Source organism: Microbulbifer variabilis (genome assembly GCF_056232115.1).
The window spans coordinates 33715-55999 of sequence record NZ_CP174325.1 but is presented as its reverse complement, the minus strand read 5'-3'; the positions used below and the strand labels follow the sequence as shown (position 1 = coordinate 55999).

17 protein-coding genes and 1 tRNA gene are annotated in these 22285 nt (G+C 47.7%); 7 read left to right on the top strand and 11 right to left on the bottom strand.

Translation table 11 applies throughout. The features are described 5' to 3' along the window. Window positions 1-90: 90 nt before the first annotated feature. The 3 genes from ACJJI7_RS00260 to ACJJI7_RS00250 form a co-directional block, all read right to left on the bottom strand. Window positions 91-1170 carry an acetyltransferase domain-containing protein gene (locus ACJJI7_RS00260; protein ID WP_475717151.1) on the bottom strand — a complete coding sequence of 360 codons (1080 nt, stop codon included), beginning with the start codon at window positions 1168-1170 and terminating at the stop codon, window positions 91-93. A 150-nt stretch (window positions 1171-1320) separates the two neighbouring features. Continuing rightward, window positions 1321-1557 carry a DUF7661 family protein gene (locus ACJJI7_RS00255; protein WP_020413571.1) on the bottom strand — a complete coding sequence of 79 codons (237 nt, stop codon included), beginning with the start codon at window positions 1555-1557 and terminating at the stop codon, window positions 1321-1323. 88 nt (window positions 1558-1645) lie between these two features. Then, window positions 1646-2038 carry a GFA family protein gene (locus ACJJI7_RS00250; protein ID WP_083922733.1) on the bottom strand — a complete coding sequence of 131 codons (393 nt, stop codon included), beginning with the start codon at window positions 2036-2038 and terminating at the stop codon, window positions 1646-1648. A gap of 724 nt (window positions 2039-2762) precedes the next feature. Between ACJJI7_RS00250 and ACJJI7_RS00245 the strand changes: the two genes are divergently transcribed. Beyond that, window positions 2763-3698, top strand: a complete 936-nt coding sequence (locus ACJJI7_RS00245; RefSeq protein WP_020413570.1) for an SPFH domain-containing protein — start codon at window positions 2763-2765, stop codon at window positions 3696-3698. A gap of 108 nt (window positions 3699-3806) precedes the next feature. Here the strand turns inward: ACJJI7_RS00245 and ACJJI7_RS00240 are convergent, their stop codons facing one another. From ACJJI7_RS00240 to ACJJI7_RS00230, 3 genes are all read right to left on the bottom strand, one after another. Then, window positions 3807-4238, bottom strand: coding sequence for a DUF6892 domain-containing protein (locus ACJJI7_RS00240; RefSeq protein ID WP_282952815.1), 432 nt, complete (start codon window positions 4236-4238; stop codon window positions 3807-3809). 271 nt (window positions 4239-4509) lie between these two features. After that, the gene (locus ACJJI7_RS00235) at window positions 4510-5367 is read right to left on the bottom strand and encodes a M90 family metallopeptidase (RefSeq protein WP_444901172.1); all 858 of its coding nucleotides are present in this window, start codon (window positions 5365-5367) and stop codon (window positions 4510-4512) included. Beyond that, window positions 5364-5783: a nuclear transport factor 2 family protein gene (locus ACJJI7_RS00230; RefSeq protein WP_020413567.1), complete on the bottom strand. Its 420-nt coding sequence runs from the start codon at window positions 5781-5783 to the stop codon at window positions 5364-5366. Before ACJJI7_RS00230 ends, ACJJI7_RS00235 begins: the two co-directional genes overlap by 4 nt. A 311-nt stretch (window positions 5784-6094) precedes the next feature. On the opposite strand from ACJJI7_RS00230, the gene ACJJI7_RS00225 reads away from it, so the two are divergent. Next, entirely contained in the window at window positions 6095-6859 is a 765-nt protein-coding gene (locus ACJJI7_RS00225) for a substrate-binding periplasmic protein (RefSeq protein ID WP_444901173.1), read from the top strand. Between the two features lie 147 nt (window positions 6860-7006). Here the strand turns inward: ACJJI7_RS00225 and ACJJI7_RS00220 are convergent, their stop codons facing one another. From ACJJI7_RS00220 to ACJJI7_RS00210, 3 genes are all read right to left on the bottom strand, one after another. Next, a complete protein-coding gene (locus ACJJI7_RS00220; protein WP_444901174.1) occupies window positions 7007-7375 on the bottom strand; it encodes a DUF427 domain-containing protein in 369 nt (122 codons plus the stop codon). 155 nt (window positions 7376-7530) lie between these two features. Beyond that, complete coding sequence (locus ACJJI7_RS00215; protein ID WP_444901175.1) at window positions 7531-8433, bottom strand: LysR family transcriptional regulator; 903 nt, start codon at window positions 8431-8433, stop codon at window positions 7531-7533. A gap of 205 nt (window positions 8434-8638) precedes the next feature. After that, window positions 8639-8715, bottom strand: a tRNA-Arg gene (locus ACJJI7_RS00210). A gap of 335 nt (window positions 8716-9050) precedes the next feature. Here ACJJI7_RS00210 and ftsH point away from each other — a divergent pair. From ftsH to ACJJI7_RS00195, 3 genes are all read left to right on the top strand, one after another. After that, window positions 9051-11006: an ATP-dependent zinc metalloprotease FtsH gene (ftsH, locus tag ACJJI7_RS00205; protein WP_444901176.1), complete on the top strand. Its 1956-nt coding sequence runs from the start codon at window positions 9051-9053 to the stop codon at window positions 11004-11006. Window positions 11007-11681: 675 nt separating this feature from the next. Then, window positions 11682-13970 (top strand): TonB-dependent receptor, encoded by a 2289-nt coding sequence (locus tag ACJJI7_RS00200; RefSeq protein ID WP_444901177.1) that lies wholly within the window; start codon window positions 11682-11684, stop codon window positions 13968-13970. Window positions 13971-14245: 275 nt separating this feature from the next. Next, window positions 14246-15223, top strand: a complete 978-nt coding sequence (locus ACJJI7_RS00195) for an NAD(P)H-quinone oxidoreductase (RefSeq protein ID WP_444901178.1) — start codon at window positions 14246-14248, stop codon at window positions 15221-15223. Between the two features lie 28 nt (window positions 15224-15251). On the opposite strand, the gene ACJJI7_RS00190 is transcribed toward ACJJI7_RS00195, so the two are convergent. Together ACJJI7_RS00190 and xseA are read right to left on the bottom strand one after the other, a co-directional pair. Further along, the gene (locus ACJJI7_RS00190; protein ID WP_444901179.1) at window positions 15252-17543 is read right to left on the bottom strand and encodes a transporter substrate-binding domain-containing protein; all 2292 of its coding nucleotides are present in this window, start codon (window positions 17541-17543) and stop codon (window positions 15252-15254) included. 69 nt (window positions 17544-17612) lie between these two features. After that, on the bottom strand, window positions 17613-18959 hold the full coding sequence (xseA, locus tag ACJJI7_RS00185) for an exodeoxyribonuclease VII large subunit (RefSeq protein WP_444901180.1): 1347 nt from the start codon (window positions 18957-18959) through the stop codon (window positions 17613-17615). Between the two features lie 172 nt (window positions 18960-19131). On the opposite strand from xseA, the gene guaB reads away from it, so the two are divergent. Beyond that, on the top strand, window positions 19132-20619 hold the full coding sequence (gene guaB / locus ACJJI7_RS00180) for an IMP dehydrogenase (protein WP_020413558.1): 1488 nt from the start codon (window positions 19132-19134) through the stop codon (window positions 20617-20619). An 87-nt stretch (window positions 20620-20706) separates the two neighbouring features. Further along, a complete protein-coding gene (gene guaA / locus ACJJI7_RS00175) occupies window positions 20707-22284 on the top strand; it encodes a glutamine-hydrolyzing GMP synthase (RefSeq protein ID WP_020413557.1) in 1578 nt (525 codons plus the stop codon). Window position 22285: the final 1 nt, after the last annotated feature.

Sequence of the window (22285 nt, the reverse complement as noted above, 5' to 3'; positions counted from 1 at the left end):
TCATTTTTTCTCAGACCTCAAAAATATCTCAACTGGATCGCAGAACGATCCAGTTTTGTACCAGCTTCTGGCTACTGATCCTCAGCTAATCTATACGTATGAATAGATTACCGAGTTGCTCTCTTTTTTCTTTTTTAGGTACTTCTTACACGGATAATACAATGTGCCGATAAGTACAATCCAGAATAAGTAGGTTCGCGCCAGGTTTGGCTCATAGCCTTCTGGCCATACTTTAGTGCCATTGAAGAAGTTGGTTGCAACTCCAAATTCCAGATATGTCCAAAGGTGAGCGGCTAAATTGATAATCGGTACATGTAAGAGATAGAAAAAGAGTGATGCCTGGCCGAACATAAGAAATATATTTAATACCTTGTTTTTTCTGTTTTCTACTAATGCCATTGTTAATAATACTATACACATAGTCATTACTATATAGTTAAATGACATTGGATATTTGGAAGTATTGATAAAGCCGAGAATACCTTCATCAGGATTCCAGACATGGGGGTCCCCAAAGCCAATAAACCTTGAACTAAAGAATAGAATCGCTAGTACTGCTGCTGCCATTAGGAGAAAGTGTACCCTTTTTTTTGCCTCCAGTTCATATAGAGTGCCAGATGCATACCCTAGGTACATAAGGGCAAATAGAGGGATGATATTGTAGGCGGCGAAAATTCCGGTATCAAACTCAAATAGCCTGAATCCGCTGCGAACATGAGCCAGGATCCATATCCACTCGTAACTTCCCAGTAGTTGGCGTATGTAATTATCGTTTATATAGCCATGCAATCCAACTAAGGCCAGGCAGGCTATAAGGGTCAACTTATTGGGGAGGTAAATCAGGCCTGCTAGTAGTATCATTGATAGTCCCAGCGCCCATATAACCTGAACAAAGGCATAGTTGTAATCAAACTGCCAGGAAAAATTAACTAATGTAAGCTCCAGGAGGATTAGTACCAGGCCCCTTACCAGCAAAAACTGAGAGAGTTCCTGCTTGGAGTTTAACTTTTTACCATGTAAATAGGCACTTAGCCCGGTTAAAAAAATAAAACCAGGGGCGCAAATATGTGTGATCCAGCGGGTAAGAAATAGCATCACAGAGGTTTGGGATAGGTCGAGGGGGTCAAACTGAATGGCTGTCCAGAAATCTCGAGTGTGATCGAGCGCCATAACAACGACTAAAATACCTCTGGTAATGTCTATTGCTGGGTATCGCAAGTGGTTATCTCCAAGTTCGATTATTATTAAAATATTCGATTTTTCTTTGTAGGGGACTGGTGACTACTATTTGCAATTATGATTTTATATTAAGGACTGCTGTCATGTTGAGATATTTGTTTCCTTCAACAGTATCACATCTTGATATCTTTCCGACGCCCATTCATGGCATAAATCTGATAAATACTGGGCTAGTTCCCCCTCGGTAATCTCAAATGGTATAATTATCCCTGCAGGTCTTCGCTTTCCTTCAGGACCTTGGAAGAATGCCAGCCAGCCGTCATTATGCCTTTCAATTATAACTTCTCGACCAAAAATACTGTAACTATAAACTTTCATTGTAAAAATTCTACTTTCTATTTTTTTCGATGTTAATTGCCCAAATTGGTACAGGCTCTTTTGGCTATGTTTCTGAGGCCACGCTTAACTAGAGGCTCTCTAGATTTTCTGGGACTCTTGCCCAATGAGGAACTCCAGATGTGAAAACCTTATTGGATGGGTTAAATATATCTGGGTTGTCTAAAGTGCCTGCTCCAACACTAATCAGGCCGAACTCTGTCTCACCCCAAAGATTTGAGCCACAGTTTTTGCAGAAATGTTGTTTTACGGTCCGCCCTTCACTTGATACCTTTTTGTAGATTTTTGGAATACCTAGTGAGCATAAGAAATCTGAACTCCTAACCATAAATCCTGGCCAGGCATCTGATCCGGTTATCATTCTACAATCACTACAGAAGCAAAAAAGCTGTAATACAGGTTCCCCCTTGATTTTGTAACGTACATTGCGACAAAAACATCCACCTTCTTGTAAGTAGCTCATTTATTTTTCCTTTATTTCGTATGAGAGTTTGATTGGCACAGCGTGCAACTTGATCGTATATTGGGGGGGAGCTGCTAATATTACATTTAAACCTGTGAGTGAGTAAATTTTGAGTCGCATTTTTCTTTTTCTAATAAATTGTTTGTGTATAAGTCTTGGTTTTTTTTGAATTTATTTTTAAGTCGATACGTTGGTACCTTCGTTTAGAGTTGTCTGAATAAATTTCTGGGTGTTTGGTTGGATGCCAGTGCGCTGGTGATGATGAGGAGGTGCCAAATTCGGAGGGTGTGGTGTGGATGGTCACTAGGATGATGACAGATAACTTTTTTCGCTCCATGGCTACCGTTTGCTGCGATCATTTCTCTCCTTTTATTGGCCGCCTAGTACTAGTAGGTGTGTCTAAGTCACTTCATATAATTACAAGTTGTGATCTGGTAAGATCTCCCAGGTATCAGTGTCATAATAAAGAAGAGGTGATTGTAAAAACTTGGAAGAGGGTGAGAGAGAATAGGTAGATGATTCATTGATGGGTTGAAGCTGACTGTTTCCGTATTTTTGAATCTCTCGGTCATAGATTGATTGCTGATGACAAAAACTATACTCTCAATAATATCCAAAAGATTCGTAGTTCCATAACCCTAATAAGATCAGTGATGATAAATCTGGGAGGATATTACCCTGATTGTCATTCTGGTAGATTCCTTGCTCAGGATTAAAAGAAGATATGCTCGAACAGTTCTCTATAAATATTTCCTCTTGGGCTATTGTGCTCATTCTGGCTATAGTTTTCCTGCTGCCAAAAGCCATTGTTATCGTTAAGCCAAAGCAGTACCATTTTGTGCTATTTCTTGGCAAATACTGGAAGACCGCTACTCCTGGATTCAACTTGATTATTCCCTACCTCTCATGGGTGGATAAAAAGGCATCCACAGCTCTGCACGAGACGCCGGTGGATCTTAACCTGAAGACCAGCAATCATGTTACCTTCGGTTTAGTACTTAAAGTACAGCACCAGGTATCGTCCGATGTGAAGCTTGCATATAAAGCGTTGTATGATCTGGAGAATTACCAATCTCAGCTGAAGTCTTTTGCCACTGATGCTGCAATTCCGGTAGCGAATGGCATTGAACTTGAAGATGTGTACAACAAAAAAGAACAGATAGCTGATAAAGCCAAAGAGCGCTTACGTGATTTTTTTCACGACTTTGGCGTTGAGATAGTCGATGTGCTTTCGGATGAGCCGCGTCTGCCCAAGTCTGTCGAAGTCCAGGCTAACAAGGTAATGGAAATGCAGCGGGAGAAGCAGGCGGCTACCTATGAAGCCGAAGCAATCCGTGAGCGGGAAGTGGGCAAGGCCAAAGCCGACGGTGAATCGGTTAAGATTCGTATGGAGAAAATGGGTGAAGCGCGTCGAGTTTATGCCGAGAGTGCCGCTGAAGCAGTCAAAGTGTTAACTAATGCCGGCACCAGTGCCGATGAGGCTTTACGATTTATGACTGCTATCGCCGACAATGATGCACTGGTGAGCGCCGCTCGCCACGGCAGTACTGTGGTTATGGCCACTGGCCAGTCGCAACAGGTGCCTGTTGCTCTGCCGATGCCGGAGAAACCTGCTGCCAAAGCTAAGTTTCGAACTTTAGAAGAAGTGCAACCCGTCTAAAAATAGTACTTTTACAGTGTGGGACAGGCTGGGGCTTTCGGCCTGTCTTGCAGCTCCCTTGGTCAGTGATGCATCGCTAATTATTATGTAATTTGTCTTAGTTTCTGTTTAGACCCACTTTGCATCAATTCCTTTGGCTTTGAATTCCTCCAGAATTTCCGGATTTTCTTCATTGTAAAAAAGGATAAGCTTTTTCAGGTTAGGTAGGAGATTCGTATCTGCAGTTGAGCGTATGTCAAAATCGTCTGTTGTTCCGCACCAAAATGGAATGATTTGAGTCCAGATAGGGTAACTGCCTTCCTGACGAAGTTCTGTGATATCTGTGAGCCACTCTTTCTTTATTTCTATTCTTCGAAAATAATCTTGCACTTCATGGATCGGGTCATAACCTTCTTCTTCTATATCTATTGTTCTCCCTAGATGATTGGCAGCAAACTCGAAAACATTAAATTCCGGTTGGATGACTTTATGGAAATACATCAGTTTTTCCAAAACTAGAAGCCTAAAGTTCTCGTCAGTAAATTCTGCGTATTCACTCACTATGATTTTTCCCTATAAGTAATACAGATATGGATCTATTCTCGGTACTTTCTGAAGCACTGGGCTGGAGCACTGGGTAGTAGATTTTCCATCCTTGTTAGTCGTAAATAATCTCTTCTCTCTTTTTTAATACTGGAAGAAATTAGCTTCACATTAACAGGAAAAAGTGTGTATAAGTAGTCGTTGCGGAAGTTTTGACTATAAGTAAGTAAATACCCTAAATATTTACATGTTCAGTTTCTATTGTGCTTCTAGGTGGCTTTCTAGGGGTTTATAAGCCTGGAGTCACTGCACTTTTTCCACTAAGGAGAAAGGCGGGATCCAGCCGGTAGAACCGGCTTAGTTCTGCGTAAAGTTCAGGGTGTAACGCCCTCATGGCGATGGGAACCGTGTAGAAGCTTTCAGTTGCTACCGCAAAAAATTCGGCTGGAGATTGAGCGCCGTATAAATCCAGCACAGGGGGGGTATCTCCCGGGATTTGGCCATACTCGGCTCTTTGCCGGAGGCGATGAAACTCCCGGCTCATTACCTCGGCCCAGTTGGCCCCTTCGTCTACTTTTTCAAATAGAGGGCGACCATCAAAGAAACCATCTTCCTCATCTACCTTGTGGGCGAATTCATGCAGAGCAACATTGTGTCCTCGTTGAGGAAATTGCAAGTCTTCTTCCAGGTCTCCCCAGGAAAGTACAACTGGTCCTCGGTAGTGGGCCTCGCCTTCCCGAGCACTGCGCTTGGCTGTTTCTATAAAGCCTTCCCTGCGGGTCTCGTGAGCGACATAGGTATCCGGGTAAAGCAGTAAACTGTACAAGTTAGGGTAGCATTCATTCTTACGTCCTAGCAGCAGCAGGCAGGCATGAGCGGCGATTGCAACTCTCATTTGCTCGGTAACCTGCAGGCCATCACAACCGACAAATTCCTTATCGTGTAGAAAGAGTGCAATATTACCACGCAGTTCTTGTTGCTGGTCGGCATTTAGGTAGCGATATAGGGGGAGCATCTCACGAACCAGCTGCAATTGTTCCGGAGTGAGTGCTTGTGAGCGACGGTGTCTGATACGCCAGCGGCGATAGAAGTGGGGCACAAACCAAACTGCTAGGGCGAGCAGGATAACAATGATAAAAGCGCTCATAGATTTATTGCTGACCGTTTGGTGGAGATATTCTCGCCAATTTCAAAAGCTTCACAACGAGTGCCTTGATGGTAAATCATTTGCCATTGATCATTATTGAGTACCCAAATAGAGGAACGCTTGCAGAAGTCTGAATAGTTACCCTGTTGATGGCGGTGAGCGCTGCGATAAAGTAGCAGTCGTACAGATTCAGAGAGTGCTGTACAGTGGTAATCCTGGCTGTGGATTTCCCCCTCGCTACTTTCTTTGGATTGCATCAGTGTAATTATCGAGTTGAGGTCAAAACTGCGCCCAGACTTCCCTACCTCATAAAAAGCTGGGTTTAATAGCTTCTCCACTATTGTCCGATTTCTACGGATTCCTGCACAGTGTAAGGCGGTTTCGTACTCAATCAACAGCTCTATATCGGACATCATTCCGCAGTTCCCTTTCTGGATTTAACCTCGTGGATTTTCTTGCAATTATTGGGTATCCCAACTCATACACTTTGCAAGTTTGACCTTACAGTCTGCCTGAGAAATAGACCTTTGGTTAAGATTCAGGTGATTTCTATCTGTTTTTCGGTTTCTGTTTCAATAATTTCAGAATTGGGGAGTTAGGCGCTTCTTTCAAGCCTCTTGGTTATTAAAGTTTTACCATTTAGTTGATTGCAGCGACTTGAAAAATGGCCTTAAGGTGCCAACACTTATGACGTCAGGGTGATTTTTCTATCACTGTGGAGATATTTATGCGTATGCGTTCCCTAATTGCTGCTCCCATATTGATATTCGGTGTCCTGCTCCAAGCGGTAGCCCAGTCGGGCGGTACGCCTCTGAAAGTGGCGATTGCCGGCGATGCTCCGCCTTATGTGATCAATAATGCTACCAGTGGCCTGGAAATAGATATTGTGCGGGAGGCACTTCCGGGATACTCCTTGGAATTTGTCCAGATGGGGTTTGCGGAAACCGCTCCGGCTCTGGAGCAGGGCAAAGTACAGGCGGCGGTCAATGTGATGAAAAAAGACGATGATCTTTTTTATTCCAACAATATGATCAGCTTTGCCAATTACGCCATTACCAAAGCCAGCGATAAAATGAAGATTGACAGCATTGCGGACCTTGCTGGTAAGAAGGTAATTACCTGGCAAGGTGCTCCAATGGATTTGGGGCCTGAGTTTAAAAATATGTATGGTCCGAACGGAACGCAACGTCAGAATATTATTCAGGCGCCAACTGCCCCCGACCTGGTTGCACAGTTTTGGAAAATGAAAGATGTGGTGGCGGTTGTGGATATGGAGCTGTTCAAGTTTTTCAGTAATAAAATGGGGCACAAAATGGATCAGGTCAACCTTTTCCAGATTTTTCCCCTAATGACAGATTTCCGTGTGGGGTTCCGAGATCAAAAGGTACGAGATGATTTTAATCGTGGATTGACAGAGTTGTGTCGTACTAGCCGCTACAAGGAGTTATTGAAAAAGTACGATGTGGTGCAGAAGCAGGATATCTGTAAGTAATTGACAGGCCAAATTACTTTTTACTGGTAATATATACATGAAGGGCCGGGATCATCCCGGTCTTTTTTAGGTTAATACTACTTTTTATCTTGTTATGAAAATAGTTTCAAATTTTCTCATTTGTTTATCCGTTTGTGGCTGTTAGTTTTAAATTATGTCTACTTTGCTGGAATAAAAAGCGATATGCCCTTTAAGGAAACGGCATTCATCATACGGATCTTTATATTGCCAAGCAGCATCGCTAATGTTGTTACTATCAACCTGAATTGACCAGTAGCTGGCTTGGCCTTTAAATGGGCAGTAGCTGGTAGTTTTGCTTTCTATTAGCATTTTCTGTTTTACGTCGTCAAATGGAATATAAAAGACTTCAGGTAGGCCGGATTCTTTTACAGAGAGTGCTTTATCTGTCGATGCTATTGTTACCCCCTGAGAGTATATTTGCACCTTTCTATTTAGTGGTGAAATCTCTACTTTGTGGTAGGGGTTCTCTTTAAATCCTGGTGCGGGATTGGTCATTTTCTGTAGCTCTCCTATTAACCCTGACATCAATCTTTAAATTGACTCTTTTATAGCGCACTTTTTATGGGCGAGTGGATTGTCAGTACGGGTCAAAGCAGACAAGTAGCGAGATTGTGGTCAACCCGAACTCTTACCCTGAACATTATTGTTAACTAAGACTCCTCACTACATAATTGATAAACTTTTTCCCTGATCCAAATATGTGCAGGGCTATAGTGGGTACGTTCATGCCAGGCCATTATTTTGCTGAATCCTGGAATATCAAATGGCAGTTCAGCTGTTGCAAGACCATCAATGCCGATTATGAGTTTCCTTGGAACTACTGCACATAGTTCACAGTTTTTCAGGACTTCTATCAAAGATAAAAAATTGGGGACAGAGATCGAAACGTGTCGGTGTCTGCCCAGGGAATCCAGAACAGTGTCGGTAACTCCGTGGAAAGCGTTGCCGGAAAAGGAAACTATTCCATGTTTCATGCTACAGAAATTACCTACAGTCAGTTTTTTGCCGGCCATTGGGTGACCGTCTGCCATAATGCAGATATAGCTTTCCTCGAATAGTGTTTTTGCCCGTAGCTCCTTATGCGCGGCATCGGGCGTAGTGATTGCCAAGTCCAGCTGACCCCGCTCCATTAGGGCAAACAGTTGCACATCATTTATTGGCTGGATTGAGATTTGAATATCTGGAGCTTCTTCCTGTAGGGCGTAGATTAGTGGTGTGACGACTGCCTTTAGTGCGTAGTCGGTGGCCGCAATGGAAAACGCCATGGTGCTCCCTTTTGGGTCAAAAGTTGTAGGCGCCAGGATGCTCTCTATTTCACTTAGAATTTTCTTAACCGGATCTGCCAGTTCCAGTGCCCGAGGGGTGGGGTTGATGCCATGTTGCGAACGAGTAAAGAGAGGGTCATTGAGGCTGTTGCGCAATCTGGTGAGCATGCCGCTAACGGCTGGCTGGGTAACGGATAACTGCTCAGCCGCGCGGGATACATTGCGTTCGTCCATCAGAGTATCAAAGGCCCTGAGTAGGTTTAGGTCGATGTTTCTGATATTTGCCATTGCTATTTGCAGCTACAGGTCTCTACGTTAATGGGTGGTCTCATTATAAATTCTGTGACTTTATACGATAGCTTCGTGCTGGGTTTTTAGTGCTAGGCACTGAACTCAATAGGAAAGGTTGGGGAGGCGAGCGCTTACTTGGGCTTGGATGCAGCATCAGAGAAAAGAAAAAGGGCTTATATCTTGCGATATAAGCCCTCTTGTATGGCGCGCTCGGGAGGATTCGAACCTCCGACCGCCTGGTTCGTAGCCAGGTACTCTATCCAGCTGAGCTACGAGCGCGTTGTGGTTGCGAACTATAGTCAGTTGATCCTGTTAAGTCAACTAATTTTTAAGGAAAACTCTTTAAAAATCCGCAGCTTACCGAACTTCTTCGCTCTCTAGGAAGTGACTTCGAAGATCGATAGGGCGCGCATTCTGCCGCGTGGTTAGGGAGTTTGCAAGCCCTATTTTAAAAATAGTTGCTCCGACGCCTGTAAGTAACAATCTTTGGACTTGCGGGGGAGGGTACTTACATCCGCCTTTGCTGGCGGGGAACTATACTTAGTGCTCCAGACTATGGTGGTTGCTTCAGTTTAGGAAGTTGTCCGTCCCAGATTTAGTGAGATCCTATGGCAATGGCAGACGACCAAGATAAAGGGCAAAAGCTGCCGCCAGAGGACCCGCAATCCCCTCTCTCAAGTAAACCCCTCCAACAGAGTCCTCTAAGTTGGTTGCAGTACTTGGTCCTGATCTTTCTGGTCATTATGACCTTTCAATATTGCTCCAATGGTCGCTTCGGTAGTCCTAAGGAGCCCCTTGCTTACAGTGAATTTAAGAAGTCAGTCAGTGAGGGCAAGGTTGCGACTGTGGTTTTTGAGGGCGAACGAATTATTGGAACTTTCAAAGAACCCACTAACAAGGCAAAGCTTGAACAAGGCAGGAAGGGGGAGCCTCGCGAGCCCCAGCGTTTTATTACTACCATACCCTCGGTACAGGACCCTGAATTACTTCCGTTATTGGAAAAGCAGAAAGTTGAAATCCAGGCGGAGTCGTCCCAGGGAGGTATTTTACAACGCTTGCTTATTCTTCTTCTTCCCTGGATCTTAATAATTGGCCTACTTATCTGGTTAGGGCGTCGTATGCAGGAGCGTATGAGTGGCGCTGCACCTGGAAGTCCTTTCGGCTTTGCACGCTCTCCGGCTAAACGCTATGAACGCAGTGAGTCCCAAGTGACCTTTGACGATGTGGCGGGTCTAAGTAATGCCAAGAAAGATCTACAGGAAATAGCCGGTTACCTCAAAGACCCGGAGCATTATCGCAAGCTTGGGGCGAAGATTCCCAAAGGCATACTCCTGATGGGTCCTCCAGGCACAGGTAAGACATTAATGGCCAAAGCCTTGGCGGGGGAAAGTGAGGCTCCATTTTTCAGTATCAGCGGTTCAGAATTTATCGAGATGTTTGTTGGTGTCGGCGCATCGCGGGTGAGGGATATGTTTGCCGATGCAAAAAAGGAGGCACCCGCGATTATCTTTATTGATGAGATTGACTCTGTCGGGCGCGCACGGGGGACCGGTCTTGGCGGTGGGCACGATGAGCGCGAACAAACCCTTAATCAGATACTGGGAGAAATGGATGGCTTCGATCCCCAGGAAGCGGTAGTTGTGGTCGCAGCCACCAACCGGCCAGACGTGTTGGATGCCGCGCTCCTGCGCCCAGGGCGATTCGACCGCAAGATTACCCTGGACTTGCCGGATAAAGTGGCTCGGGAGGAGATACTGCAAATTCACTCGCGGGAAGTTCCCCTTGATAAAGATGTTGATTTGGAGCACCTGGCTGCACTGACTGCGGGCTTTGCCGGAGCAGACCTGGAAAACCTAATCAATGAGGCCGCCCTATTGGCTGGCAGGGAAAATAAGTCAACGGTGGACATGGATTGTCTGTTACGTGCCAGGGATAAAGTAGTGCTCGGTGGCGAGCGGGAAATGGTGATGGGAGAAAATGATAAGAGAACAGTTGCCTACCATGAAGCCGGTCATGCACTGGTAGCTAGCCTGCTACCCAATGCTGATCCCCTGGAAAAGGCCACCATCATCCCCCGCGGGCATAGTCTTGGGGCAACGGAACAAATTCCTGCTGAGGAACACCACAATATGCGAACCAGTTACCTGAAGGATCGCATCGGCGTAATGCTGGGGGGGAGGCTGGCTGAGCGTGTGGTTTTTGGTGAGGTCAGCACTGGAGCAGAATCGGACTTGAAGCAGGCTACGCGCCTGGCCCGCCATATGGTTACTCACTGGGGAATGAGTGACAAATTGGGGCCGGTGGCCTTTCGCCGTGGAGAAGAACATATATTCCTGGGCAAGGAGATGGCCCAGCAAAAGGATTTTAGTGAGCATACTTCAGAAATTATCGATGATGAAATTATTGCTCTAGTGAGTGGCATAGAACGAGAGGTCGAGCAACTTTTGAGGAAACATCGCAGGCAATTGGACGCACTTGCGGAGGCTCTATTGGAAAATGAAACTCTGGATGGGAACGAAATGCACAAGATCATTGCGCAAGTGGACGATGCAGATTCATCAACACACTAATTATCCAAAAAAATCTTTATAAAATTTACAAAAGTACAACCGGACTTAGTGGTCAGTACTTAACATTCTTTGGCAAATCAAGATAAGTCTCGATGAATTTTGGGTATTAGTTAAATATCTACAAGTACCAGTTTTTAACTTTTCTCTATTTAGGGTAAGTAAATTAAATATATGACTAATTAGTCTGTCCAATTGGTTTTAATCCGCTGCGGCAATGGATATTGTTTTCTGTGCATATTGCGAGCTGTTTTATTTTGGCATTTTCAATGGATGTCAGATTATTACTATTTTTATTAATAGAGGGTCGATCGAGGGTGCGATTTATAAAAGACTGCTAGCAGCCCAAGACAGAATTTTTTGCACTCAAACAGTGCGTTTTGCAATTTTTATATCCGTTACTTTTTTATTTTTCTGTTGAAAGCGAACTTTCCAGACTTATTGAGTTATTTTTATCGTTATCCACGATAAATAGACTTCCACCCAGGGGTATGAGCCTGTAACCTGTCTGCGTCACAGAAATCATGCAAATTCTGTGTCTCTTTATCAGCACGGTCTTAGATCGGAGCTCCGTTAAAGTCGGAATCTCATAAGAGAGTAGAGCGGCGGGGCCAGGTAGTACCGATTGCGATAAGTCCGTTGTTGTAGATAAAAAAAATAAAACAATGGAGAGAAAACATGGGAAGTCCGTCAAGACTCAAGCAGCATACTGCTCTGCTTTCCGCCTGTTCAGTAGCAACTCTTTGGTTAGCCAGTGGTGCAATCCCTAGTTTTGCCGCTGAGGGTTCGGTTAGTACTCTTATGGAAGAGGTGCAAGTCACCGCACGTAAACGCGCCGATGCGGAGATATTGCAGGAGGTTCCGGTAGCGGCAACTGCCTACTCCGGCGATCAGCTGGAGGCCTTGCATACTAAAGATCTGCAAAGCCTTTCATTCAAAATGCCCAATGTTCAACTGGAGGATGTGGGCACCGTCAAAAATACCGCGAACTTTACTGTGCGTGGGCTTGGAATTAACAGCTCCATTCCATCTATTGACCCCACTGTTGGGGTTTTTGTTGATGGAATGTACCTGGGGGTTAATGCGGGTGTTGTTACTGACCTGTTTGACCTGGAAGGTATTGAGGTTTTACGAGGCCCGCAGGGGTTGTTATTTGGTCGTAATGTCACCGGTGGTGCTGTGGTAATAAAGACCGCACGCCCAACAGAAGAATTTTCTTCCCGAGTCAAGGTCTCGGTTACAGATAACCTGGATACAGTAACTGCAGGTTCCATCAATGGAGCTATCGCGGATTCGGTCAATGGTCGCCTGACTGTTTATTACAATGATGACCGGGGCTGGTTCGAGAATGTGGCAACAGGCAATGATAATGCCGGAGCCTCCGACAGTTGGTTTATTCGTCCAAGCTTTAGTATCCAGTTGGACGAGACCGCGGAGTTACTGGTGCGCATGGAGCACGGCCGCATGGATTCTGATGGCGTGGTGGCGCAAAACCGCGGCTACGAATCGACCATGGTTCAGACTTTAGAGGGGCTGCAGTTCGCACCAAGTGCGCCCATATTTGCTGCAGCATTTGGCGTGGATGATTGGGATAACGGCAAAGATTCATTTGAAGTGGCTCAGGATGAAGAGGGCTACCAGAAAGATGAGTGGAGCCAGATAATTACCGAGTTCAATAAAGATGTGGCCTTTGGCGATGGCACCATCACCAATATACTCGCCTGGCGTGAGTACGAGGCCCGTGGTATTGGCGATATTGATTCACTACCGGTTACTCTTTTCCATGCAGATTCCAGTGTGGACCAGAGCCAGCTTAGTAATGAGCTTCGCTATGCTGGGCGTTTTGGTCGCACGGCCCTGACCACCGGAGTGTACTGGTTCAGTCAGGATATAACTTATCTTGAAAACAGACTGTTAGAGTTTGGGCAAACTAGTATAACGGGGGGAGGAGAGCAGGATCACAGTACCTATGGCATCTTTGCACAGGCAGATATTGATCTGAATGAAGCCTGGGTACTGACCTTGGGCGGACGCTATTCGAGCGAAGAAAAAGATGCAAAAATTGCCTCAATTCCATTGAATTTCTGCACTCTGGATGGTTGTGCGGCCTATGACTTTGAGGACAGCCAGAGCTGGAATGCCTTTACGCCAAAGGTTGGACTGCAGTGGACTGTATCTGAAGATACCCAGCTGTATACGTTCTGGACCAAGGGCTTCCGCAGTGGTGGTTACAACTTCCGCAACGCAGGTATTAATCCGAGTACCGGTAGGCCCTATACCCCTCAGGTAACTGATCAGGAAGAGCAAAGTAGCTTTGAGATTGGTGCCAAGGTAGATTGGCTGGATGGACGTTTGCGGACCAATATGGCGGTTTTCCATAACACCATTGATGATATGCAGAGGGAGGAAAACCTGCCTGATCCATTCACTGGTGTTGCACAGATAATCCGTAACACCGCCGATGCCACTATTCGGGGAGCTGAGTTGGAGGCCATGGCGGTTCTAACTGAGAACCTGCTGTTTACTTTTAATGTCGGCTACGTGGATGGTGACTACGACAAAGTACTGGGAGATCTCAATGGGGATGGTGTTGTAGATGGCACTGACCTTGGTCTTGAGATTCCTCGCCTAGCTCCATGGACATATGGTGTCGGATTTGTCCATGATCTGCAGTTAGGCGCCTATGGTAGTTTGACCTCCCGCATTAATTTTAATCATCGGGATGCGGCGCCTTATACCGATGATAATCGCGGAATGTTGTCCGAAGTCGATATGCTGGACTTCAGTATTGGCTATACACCGGATAGTGGCAGTTTCACTGTCTCCATGTTTGGTAAGAATATGCTGGATGAAGTGACAGAGGGTAACAATACTCAGCTGCCGCCTATTATGGGAGGGGTTGGTGCGAGCTTTACTCCGCTCAATAAAGGGCGTGTTATGGGGCTGGAGCTTCTCTACGAGTTCTAAGTTGCCATAGTTTATTGACCCTTACTCTCAGTTAGGTAAATCGTTTTCGCCGAAATGGTGAATAGCGGCCAGGCAGTCTTTTGGGGAGTTCTAGAAACTTCTTGGGAGATTTCCTGGCCGCTTCTGGTTTGCAGCTTATAGACTGTTTTACTCCCTGATTAAAGAAGCAGGACTTTTGGGCTGGTGCCTTGATAGATTCTCATACTGCCCCATTTTAAAAAAGTTGAGACAGCCTTAGGGCAATTTTAAGAATAACCCCTGTTGAAGGAGTGAACATGCGCGCAATTGATCTGCCGGAGTATGGTGGCCCAGAGAAAATGCAGGTCGCAGACCTGCCTACGCCAATTCCGGCCGCAGATGAAGTGTTGGTGAAGATTTCTGCCGCGGGGGTGAACCGGCCTGATATTGTTCAGCGCAATGGTCTTTACCCGGCTCCACCGGGAGCTTCTTCAATCCTTGGCCTGGAAGTGGCTGGAGAAGTGGTTGCCGTGGGGGATGAAGTCAAGCGCTGGAAGTTGGGCGATAAAGTTTGTGCTCTGACTAATGGCGGTGGTTATGCGGAGTTCGTAGCAGTTCCGGAGGGGCAATGTTTACCCATTCCTGCCGGTTTGACCGAGGTTGAAGCGGCGGCCCTGCCTGAGACTTTCTTTACTGTATGGAGCAATGTATTCGACAGGGCAAAGTTACAGAGCGGTGAAATTTTGTTGGTGCATGGCGGCTCTTCCGGGATTGGTACCACCGCTATTCAGCTGGCACATCACTTGGGTTCCAGGGTTTTTGCTACTGCCGGCTCTACCGAAAAATGTGAGGCTTGTGAGAGGCTCGGTGCCGAGAGGGCAATTAATTATCACGAAGAAGACTTCGTGGCGGTAGTGCGCGAAGCTACGGCAGGCCATGGTGCCGATGTCATCCTGGATATGGTCGGAGGGGAATATATAGAGCGTAATATTCGTATGGCAGCCCATGACGGCCGGATTGTAAATATTGCCTTCCTCAAAGGTTCTAAAGTTGAGGTCAATATGCTGCCGGTAATGCTTAAGCGCCTCACACTGACAGGTTCTACACTGAGAGCCCGCACCGCTGAGGTGAAAGCGGATATTGCCTATTCGCTCGAAACCAAAGTTTGGCCGTTAATTGAAGCAGAAAAAATTCGCCCGCAAATTGCAGCTCAATTCCCTCTCGAGCAGGTAGCTGAAGCGCATCGTTTATTGGAGTCCGGTAAAGTTATTGGAAAAATTGTATTAACGCTTTAACGCGCTTTTTTATACGGTTTCCTTTTACTCATTGTGATGGGGGAGGGGAGACCTGAACAATCATCCCTTCGGGTGTGTTGCTTGGAGAGCAAAACCTGTCGGGTGTTTGCTGCGTTGATGGCCGCATGGATACATCATCACTCATCATCTCTACATAAGCCTTGTAGAGGTTGCTGATATTGCGCACATACTGTACCGGTTCGGAGCCTCGCACATAACCGTAACGCGCCCGTTTAAAGTACTGGGGTTGGGCCAGTTTCAGCATGGCCACCTCGACGTTGTCGAACCAGACATTTGGGTCCAGCCCCAGCTGTTCGGCAAGCCGTTGCGCATCGAGTAGATGCCCGTAACCTGCGTTGTAGGAAGCGAGGGTGAACCACAGTTTGTTCACCGTGGGCAGGGCGGGATTAAATCTGTCTCTTACCCAGTCCATATATTTTACGCCCGCTTTGATACCACGCTCTGGCTCAAACAGTGGTGGGGGGAATCCCATTTCTTCTGCGGTTGCTGGCATCACCTGCATCAGGCCCTGTGCGCCAACTGGGGATACCGCTTTGGGATTAAAGTTACTTTCTTGCCACATTTGGGCGACGATCATGCGCCAGTCAAAATCGTATTTAAAGGCGGATTCTTTAACCAAGTCATCGTAGGGAGATAAGTTTTCCCCCGGGATAACCCGGGTGCTTACTCTTTGCATAAAACGTTTATTTGGCTCGAAATATGCTGCGTATTGCTTTTTGTATTTATCGGTTTTTCGGTAACTTGTCAGGAACTTATTAAGATTTTGCAGCAAGTGCCAGTTTTGACGCAGAACCAGCCAGCCCTCTGGTGTTGGATCGCCTAGTACTGTGCCTAGCACTAAGTTCGGTTGAACTGATGCTTCAATTTTTGCGCGACCGGAGTGGGCGATAGTGGCATCCACCAAGCCCTCCGCAATCATCGAAAATATCTGAGACTGGGAAATATCCGGTGGTGCCACCCGTATATCCACGTCGATGCCCGCATTTTGTAGTGTTTTTGCTGTTTCAATAAATGAAGAATAAGCACGTAAGGTGAGTTTGCGCCCGTTTAAATCCTGAATTTGTTTGATGGGCGGAGTTCCCCTACCACTCACTACTTGCTCAGTAGATTCAACGACAGGTTTGGTAAATACCATTCCCTGTTTTTCTACCGCTGATGTAATATTCATTTCCGCTCCGGCAAAATCACCGCGACCTGCTCTGAGCCAATCTGCCAGGTTTTCCTCATAGGGCACCACGATAACCTGCAATTGGAGTTTGTGTTTGTCTGCAAAAGCCTTAGCTAGATCGTAGTCAAAGCCCATCAACAACCCCTTCCACAGGAAATAGGTGGTGGGGCCATTGTAGGTGAGCAGGCGGATTACTCCTGATTTTTTAATACCTTTCCAGTCAGTGATTCGCTCTTCTTGCGCTTTCACCAAATTACGGGTGAGAAAATTATCTACAGTGGACTGCAGGCGCCTGGAGGTTTTACGCATTCCCCAGGCAATGTTCTGGGGTTCGCTTACATAAGCACCAAGGCGTAAATCGTCGCGGTAATTACGCAGGTCTTGTGCTGAATAATCCTCGAGAACTGCCACCCAGTTATTTTCCTCGTTCATCTTATCTACAAGACCATCGCGGTTACCGTGGATTTTATATTCCCGCATGCTCAGGTTGGCATCCGGAAATTCCGCGATTAGCTGCTGAGCAGTCTCTACATTGGCGGAACCTTTAGGGACAATAAGCTCGACATTATTTAATTTGCTCGGTTCGGTGATATCTGGTCCTGAGGCGCCGGTTACCAGTTGTCGCCGGGCCTGGCGAATAGGTACGCTAAAGTCAATTTGCTCTTCACGGGAATCGGTGACTGTCAGATCATAGGCGATGATATCTGCCTCTCCGGCGAGGAGCATTTTAATGGCATCGTCAGGGGTTTCTGCCTTGATCCATTTGGCTTCCAGTTTTAGCTTGTCGGCCAGTTTATTTGCCAATTCAAAGTGGCGAAGGCTGACCACGCTATCCCGGGGCAGCATATTTTCAGATGCACCGGTCAGGTTTACAAAGCGGATAGTGCCGTGTTTTTTTATTTCACGCAGATCACCGGTTTCAATGTAATTGACCTGCTGCTCTTTGGCGGGGATAACAGGGGGAGTGACGTTTTCAGGCTGTATGTTTTCTTGGCTCGTAGCAATCCCTGCCGGGCTGGCAAGGTCGCTTTCTTTTCCCTCTTTACTACATGCGGCAATGGCCAATACAAGTATTGAGAGGAAAATCACAGCCCAACAGGTGGGTCTGACTGCACTGTTAGCAGATCCCATAGATCGCTCCATAAGCTCTCTACAGGACGATTATAGTGTCGTGCCTAGGGCGCTTTTCTATTCTGGACTTTAGTCCCCAATACTTTCCACCCTTGCAGAAAAGTTCCCGCGGGCCAGTTTAATATTGACCTCCTGGTCTGCTTCCAGAGTACGGCTGTCTTTAATGGCTCTGCCGTTGGTGTCCATAGCGATAGCATAACCCCGTTGTAGAACCGCCAGTGGACTCACATTGTGAAGTAACTGTGCCAGTAGGTTGAGTTTGTCGTTATTGTGCTTCAAACGAAATTCAGTGACGCGTTGCAGGTTCGATTCTGCTTGTTGCAGCTTTTCACGTTTCTCCTGAATATGACGCTTTGGTTGGTAATGGACAAGTGACCGTTGGGCCGAGGCCAGTTGGGCTCGACGCTGCTGGGTTTGCAGCTGTCCGGCGGCAAACAGGCGCATTTCAATGTGGTCCAGGTGCTGGGCACGATTCTGTAACTGCTCGCGAGGGTGGCGCAGGCGGTTGCGCTTCAACATGACCAGTTGCTGTAAGTGGCGCATCTGGTGTTGTATTGCGCGATATAACCGAACTCTGCTATTTTCGAGCCGTTGAAATAACTCCGCTGCATTTGCGCTGGCGATCTCCGCTGCGGCTGAAGGGGTGGGAGCGCGCAAGTCGGCGGCCAAGTCTGAAATTGTGGTATCGGTTTCGTGGCCTACTGCCGAAATTGTGGGGATGGGGCAGGCAGCCAGTGCCCTGGCTACGACTTCTTCGTTAAAAGGCCACAGGTCCTCCAGTGAGCCGCCTCCACGTCCCACAATCAGCAGCTCATGGCGGCCACTGCTACCGGCTTTTTCAATTGCCGCGGCAATTTTTTGTGCCGCCCCTTGTCCCTGAACAGCTACCGGCCATAGCTCGATTTCCGCGGCTGGGTAACGGCGACCTAATACATGGATCATATCGCGAACGGCGGCACCGGTTGGTGAGGTAATAATGCCAATATTGGTGGGCAAGTAGGGCAGGTTGCGCTTACGTGATGGATCGAATAATCCCTCGGCCTGCAACTTTGCTTTGAGTTGCTCCAACTGGCGCATCAGTGCACCGAAGCCGGCCTCTTCCATATGCTCGATAATGAGCTGGAATTCCCCGCGTCCTTCATAGAGGCTTACCCGTGCGCGGATCAGTACTTCGCGACCATTCTGTGGGCGAAAGGCCACATTGCGGTTACGTCCGCGGAACATGGCACAACGCACCTGTGCGTGTGCATCTTTAAGGCTGAAATACCAATGGCCTGAGCTGGGCACAGTAAAATTGGATATCTCCCCGCTGATCCACAATAGGGGTACGTTGCTCTCCAGCAGGTGTTTCACCTCGCGATTCAGTTCGCTTACAGACAGGACGCTGCGCTTTTGGTTGGGGGAGCTGGATTGCATCTGGGTCTCACTGGGAATAACTGGCGGAGCAATATTGCAGTATCCTCCCTACAGGTAAAGGGCTTTACTCGAGAAAACCACTTTTCTGCAAATTGACATTTGCGCTTTGGGCGCTGAGAGGTATAATCGCGCCGATACCCAATCCCGCCTATTCGAGGTTTGAGTGTCAACAATGTCTGAATCCAATCTGCGCATCGCGCGCGAAGCCCTCACTTTTGACGACGTCCTACTTGTGCCCGGTTTTTCCGAGGTTACCGCCAAGGATGTCAGCCTGAAAACCCAGCTTTCCCGCAATATCACCCTGAATATTCCCATTGTATCCGCCGCTATGGATACGGTGACGGAAGCACGCCTGGCTATTGCCCTGGCTCAGGAAGGTGGTATTGGTATTATCCACAAGAGCATGTCTATTGAAGAGCAGGCTCTTGCGGTTCGAGCCGTAAAAAAATTCGAAGCTGGTGTGGTAAAAGATCCTATTACTATTGAGTCTGATGCCACTGTACGCGAGCTGATCGCACTGACAAGCCACCATAATATTTCCGGTGTTCCGGTAATGGATAAAGGCAATCTGGTTGGTATCGTAACCAGCCGCGATGTACGCTTTCTTACCGATCTGGATGTTAGCGTCGCCAGTGTGATGACTCCGAAAGAGCGTCTGGTAACTGCTCACGAAGATGCCTCTTCAGATCATGTGCGCGAATTGCTGCACAAGCACCGCATCGAGAAAGTACTCGTTGTGAACGATGACTTTGAGTTGCGTGGTCTGATTACCGTTAAAGACTTTAATAAGGCCGAGCAGTATCCGAATTCCTGCAAGGACTCCGATGGTCGCCTACGTGTCGGCGCATCTGTCGGTACAAGCCCTGATACTGATGACCGTGTGGCAGCTCTTGTAGAGGCTGGTGTGGATGTGTTGGTAGTCGATACTGCCCACGGCCACTCCCTCAACGTGATTGATCGTGTACGCCGTATCAAAGAAATGCACCCCCAAGTGGATGTCATCGGCGGCAATATTGCGACAGGGGAAGCCGCTCGTGCATTGGTTGAAGCTGGTGCGGACGCAGTGAAGGTAGGTATTGGGCCCGGTTCTATTTGCACCACTCGAATCGTGACTGGTATCGGTGTGCCCCAGGTAACGGCAATTGCCGAGGTTTCCACTGCACTTAAAGGGACAGGCGTGCCTATGATTGCCGATGGCGGTATCCGCTACTCCGGTGATATTTCCAAAGCGATTGTCGCTGGTGCTTCCTCTGTAATGATGGGCTCCATGTTTGCCGGTACCGAAGAGGCGCCGGGTGAGGTAGAACTGTATCAAGGACGTACTTATAAATCCTATCGGGGCATGGGCTCTCTCGGCGCTATGGCGCGCACCCAGGGATCTTCTGACCGCTATTTCCAAGATGCCAGCAAGGGCGCAGAGAAACTGGTTCCGGAAGGTATCGAAGGGCGCGTCCCCTACAAAGGTCCTCTGTCTGCCATAGTGCACCAGATGCTGGGCGGCCTGCGCTCAGCTATGGGTTATACAGGTAGTGTGGATATTGAAACCATGCGCACCCGTCCGGAGTTTGTGCGAGTAACTGCCGCCGGCATGGGTGAGTCCCATGTGCATGATGTACAGATTACCAAAGAAGCGCCCAACTACCCGGTGGGTGGACGCTAAGCCTCCCGGTGAACAACTTTCAGTACCAAGCCGCAAACGGACCTTTCAGGTCCGTTTGCCGTTATTTATTCTGTTAATGAGTCAATCATGAGCCAAGATATCCACTCCAGCCGAATTCTGATCCTCGACTTTGGGTCCCAGTACACCCAGTTGATCGCCCGCCGTGTGCGCGAGCTGGGTGTTTTTTCCGAAATTCGCGCCTTCGACATGAGCGAAGAAGAGATCCGCGAATATAACCCGAAAGGTATTATCCTGGCCGGTGGGCCCGAGTCTGTACCGGAAGAGGGCTCTCCCCGCGCGCCAGAAGTGGTTTACAGCTTGGGAGTGCCGGTACTGGGGATTTGCTATGGCATGCAGACCATGGCACACCAGCTGGGCGGCGCAGTGCAGGGCAGTGATGTCCGTGAGTTTGGCTATGCCCAGGTAAAAGTAGAGGGCACTTCGAATCTGCTGCGCGATATCAGAGATCATCTCAACGATGAAGGTGAGGCACTGCTGGATGTATGGATGAGCCACGGCGATAAAGTTGTGCAGATGCCAGAAGGCTTTGAACTTCTGGCTTCCACCGATTCCTGCCCCATCGCCGGCATGTACTCCGCCGAAAAGAACTTCTTTGGTGTGCAGTTCCACCCGGAAGTGACCCATACCCTTCAGGGAATGCGTATCTATGAACACTTTGTTATCGACATCTGCGGTTGTGAAAAGCTCTGGACCCCGGCCAATATCATCGAGGACTCCATCGCCAAAGTGCGAGAACAAGTGGGCGATGGCAAGGTATTACTGGGTCTTTCAGGGGGTGTCGACAGTTCTGTTGTGGCGGCACTGCTGCACAAGGCGATTGGTGATCAGCTGACCTGTGTTTTTGTGGACAACGGCCTGTTGCGCAAAAATGAGGGCGATCAGGTGATGCAAATGTTCGCCGACAATATGGGCGTACGGGTTGTTCGAGCCGATGCGGAAGAGGATTTCCTCTCACGTCTGGCAGGTGTGGATGAGCCTGAAGCCAAGCGCAAAATTATCGGTAATACCTTTATCGAGATTTTCGATCGAGAAGCTTCCAAATTGCAGGATGTGAAGTTCCTGGCCCAGGGTACTATTTATCCGGATGTGATTGAATCCGCCGCAGCCAAAACGGGCAAAGCCCATGTGATTAAGTCTCACCACAATGTGGGTGGCCTGCCGGAAGATATGCAGTTTGATCTGGTAGAACCTCTGCGCGAATTGTTTAAGGATGAGGTGCGCAAAATCGGCCTGGAGCTGGGTCTGCCCTACGATATGGTCTACCGCCATCCCTTCCCGGGACCGGGTTTGGGAGTACGTATTCTTGGCGAAGTAAAAAGGGAGTACGCTGATATCCTGCGCGAAGCAGATGCGATCTTTATCGAGGAGCTACACAAGGCCGATTGGTACCATAAAACCAGCCAGGCGTTTGTGGTATTCCTGCCGGTGAAGTCTGTCGGTGTCGTGGGGGATGGTCGTCGCTACGAATATGTGGTGGCACTTCGCGCAGTGGAAACCGTGGACTTTATGACCGCGCGCTGGGCGCATTTGCCCTACGAACTGATTGAGAAGGTTTCCAATCGCATTATCAATGAGATAGAGCATATCTCGCGCGTAGCCTACGACGTGTCCAGTAAGCCGCCAGCGACTATTGAATGGGAATAAA

Bases quoted from the DNA above. Each gene is read 5' to 3' on its own strand.
- ACJJI7_RS00260 (WP_475717151.1), bottom strand. From the start codon at position 1,170: ATGGCGCTCGATCACACTCGAGATTTCTGGACAGCCATTCAGTTTGAC.
- ACJJI7_RS00255 (WP_020413571.1), bottom strand. From the start codon at position 1,557: ATGAAAGTTTATAGTTACAGTATTTTTGGTCGAGAAGTTATAATTGAA.
- ACJJI7_RS00250 (WP_083922733.1), bottom strand. From the start codon at position 2,038: ATGAGCTACTTACAAGAAGGTGGATGTTTTTGTCGCAATGTACGTTAC.
- ACJJI7_RS00245 (WP_020413570.1), top strand. From the start codon at position 2,763: ATGCTCGAACAGTTCTCTATAAATATTTCCTCTTGGGCTATTGTGCTC.
- ACJJI7_RS00235 (WP_444901172.1), bottom strand. From the start codon at position 5,367: ATGAGCGCTTTTATCATTGTTATCCTGCTCGCCCTAGCAGTTTGGTTT.
- ACJJI7_RS00230 (WP_020413567.1), bottom strand. From the start codon at position 5,783: ATGATGTCCGATATAGAGCTGTTGATTGAGTACGAAACCGCCTTACAC.
- ACJJI7_RS00225 (WP_444901173.1), top strand. From the start codon at position 6,095: ATGCGTATGCGTTCCCTAATTGCTGCTCCCATATTGATATTCGGTGTC.
- ACJJI7_RS00220 (WP_444901174.1), bottom strand. From the start codon at position 7,375: ATGACCAATCCCGCACCAGGATTTAAAGAGAACCCCTACCACAAAGTA.
- ACJJI7_RS00215 (WP_444901175.1), bottom strand. From the start codon at position 8,433: ATGGCAAATATCAGAAACATCGACCTAAACCTACTCAGGGCCTTTGAT.
- ftsH (WP_444901176.1), top strand. From the start codon at position 9,051: ATGGCAGACGACCAAGATAAAGGGCAAAAGCTGCCGCCAGAGGACCCG.
- ACJJI7_RS00200 (WP_444901177.1), top strand. From the start codon at position 11,682: ATGGGAAGTCCGTCAAGACTCAAGCAGCATACTGCTCTGCTTTCCGCC.
- ACJJI7_RS00195 (WP_444901178.1), top strand. From the start codon at position 14,246: ATGCGCGCAATTGATCTGCCGGAGTATGGTGGCCCAGAGAAAATGCAG.
- ACJJI7_RS00190 (WP_444901179.1), bottom strand. From the start codon at position 17,543: ATGGGATCTGCTAACAGTGCAGTCAGACCCACCTGTTGGGCTGTGATT.
- xseA (WP_444901180.1), bottom strand. From the start codon at position 18,959: ATGCAATCCAGCTCCCCCAACCAAAAGCGCAGCGTCCTGTCTGTAAGC.
- guaB (WP_020413558.1), top strand. From the start codon at position 19,132: ATGTCTGAATCCAATCTGCGCATCGCGCGCGAAGCCCTCACTTTTGAC.
- guaA (WP_020413557.1), top strand. From the start codon at position 20,707: ATGAGCCAAGATATCCACTCCAGCCGAATTCTGATCCTCGACTTTGGG.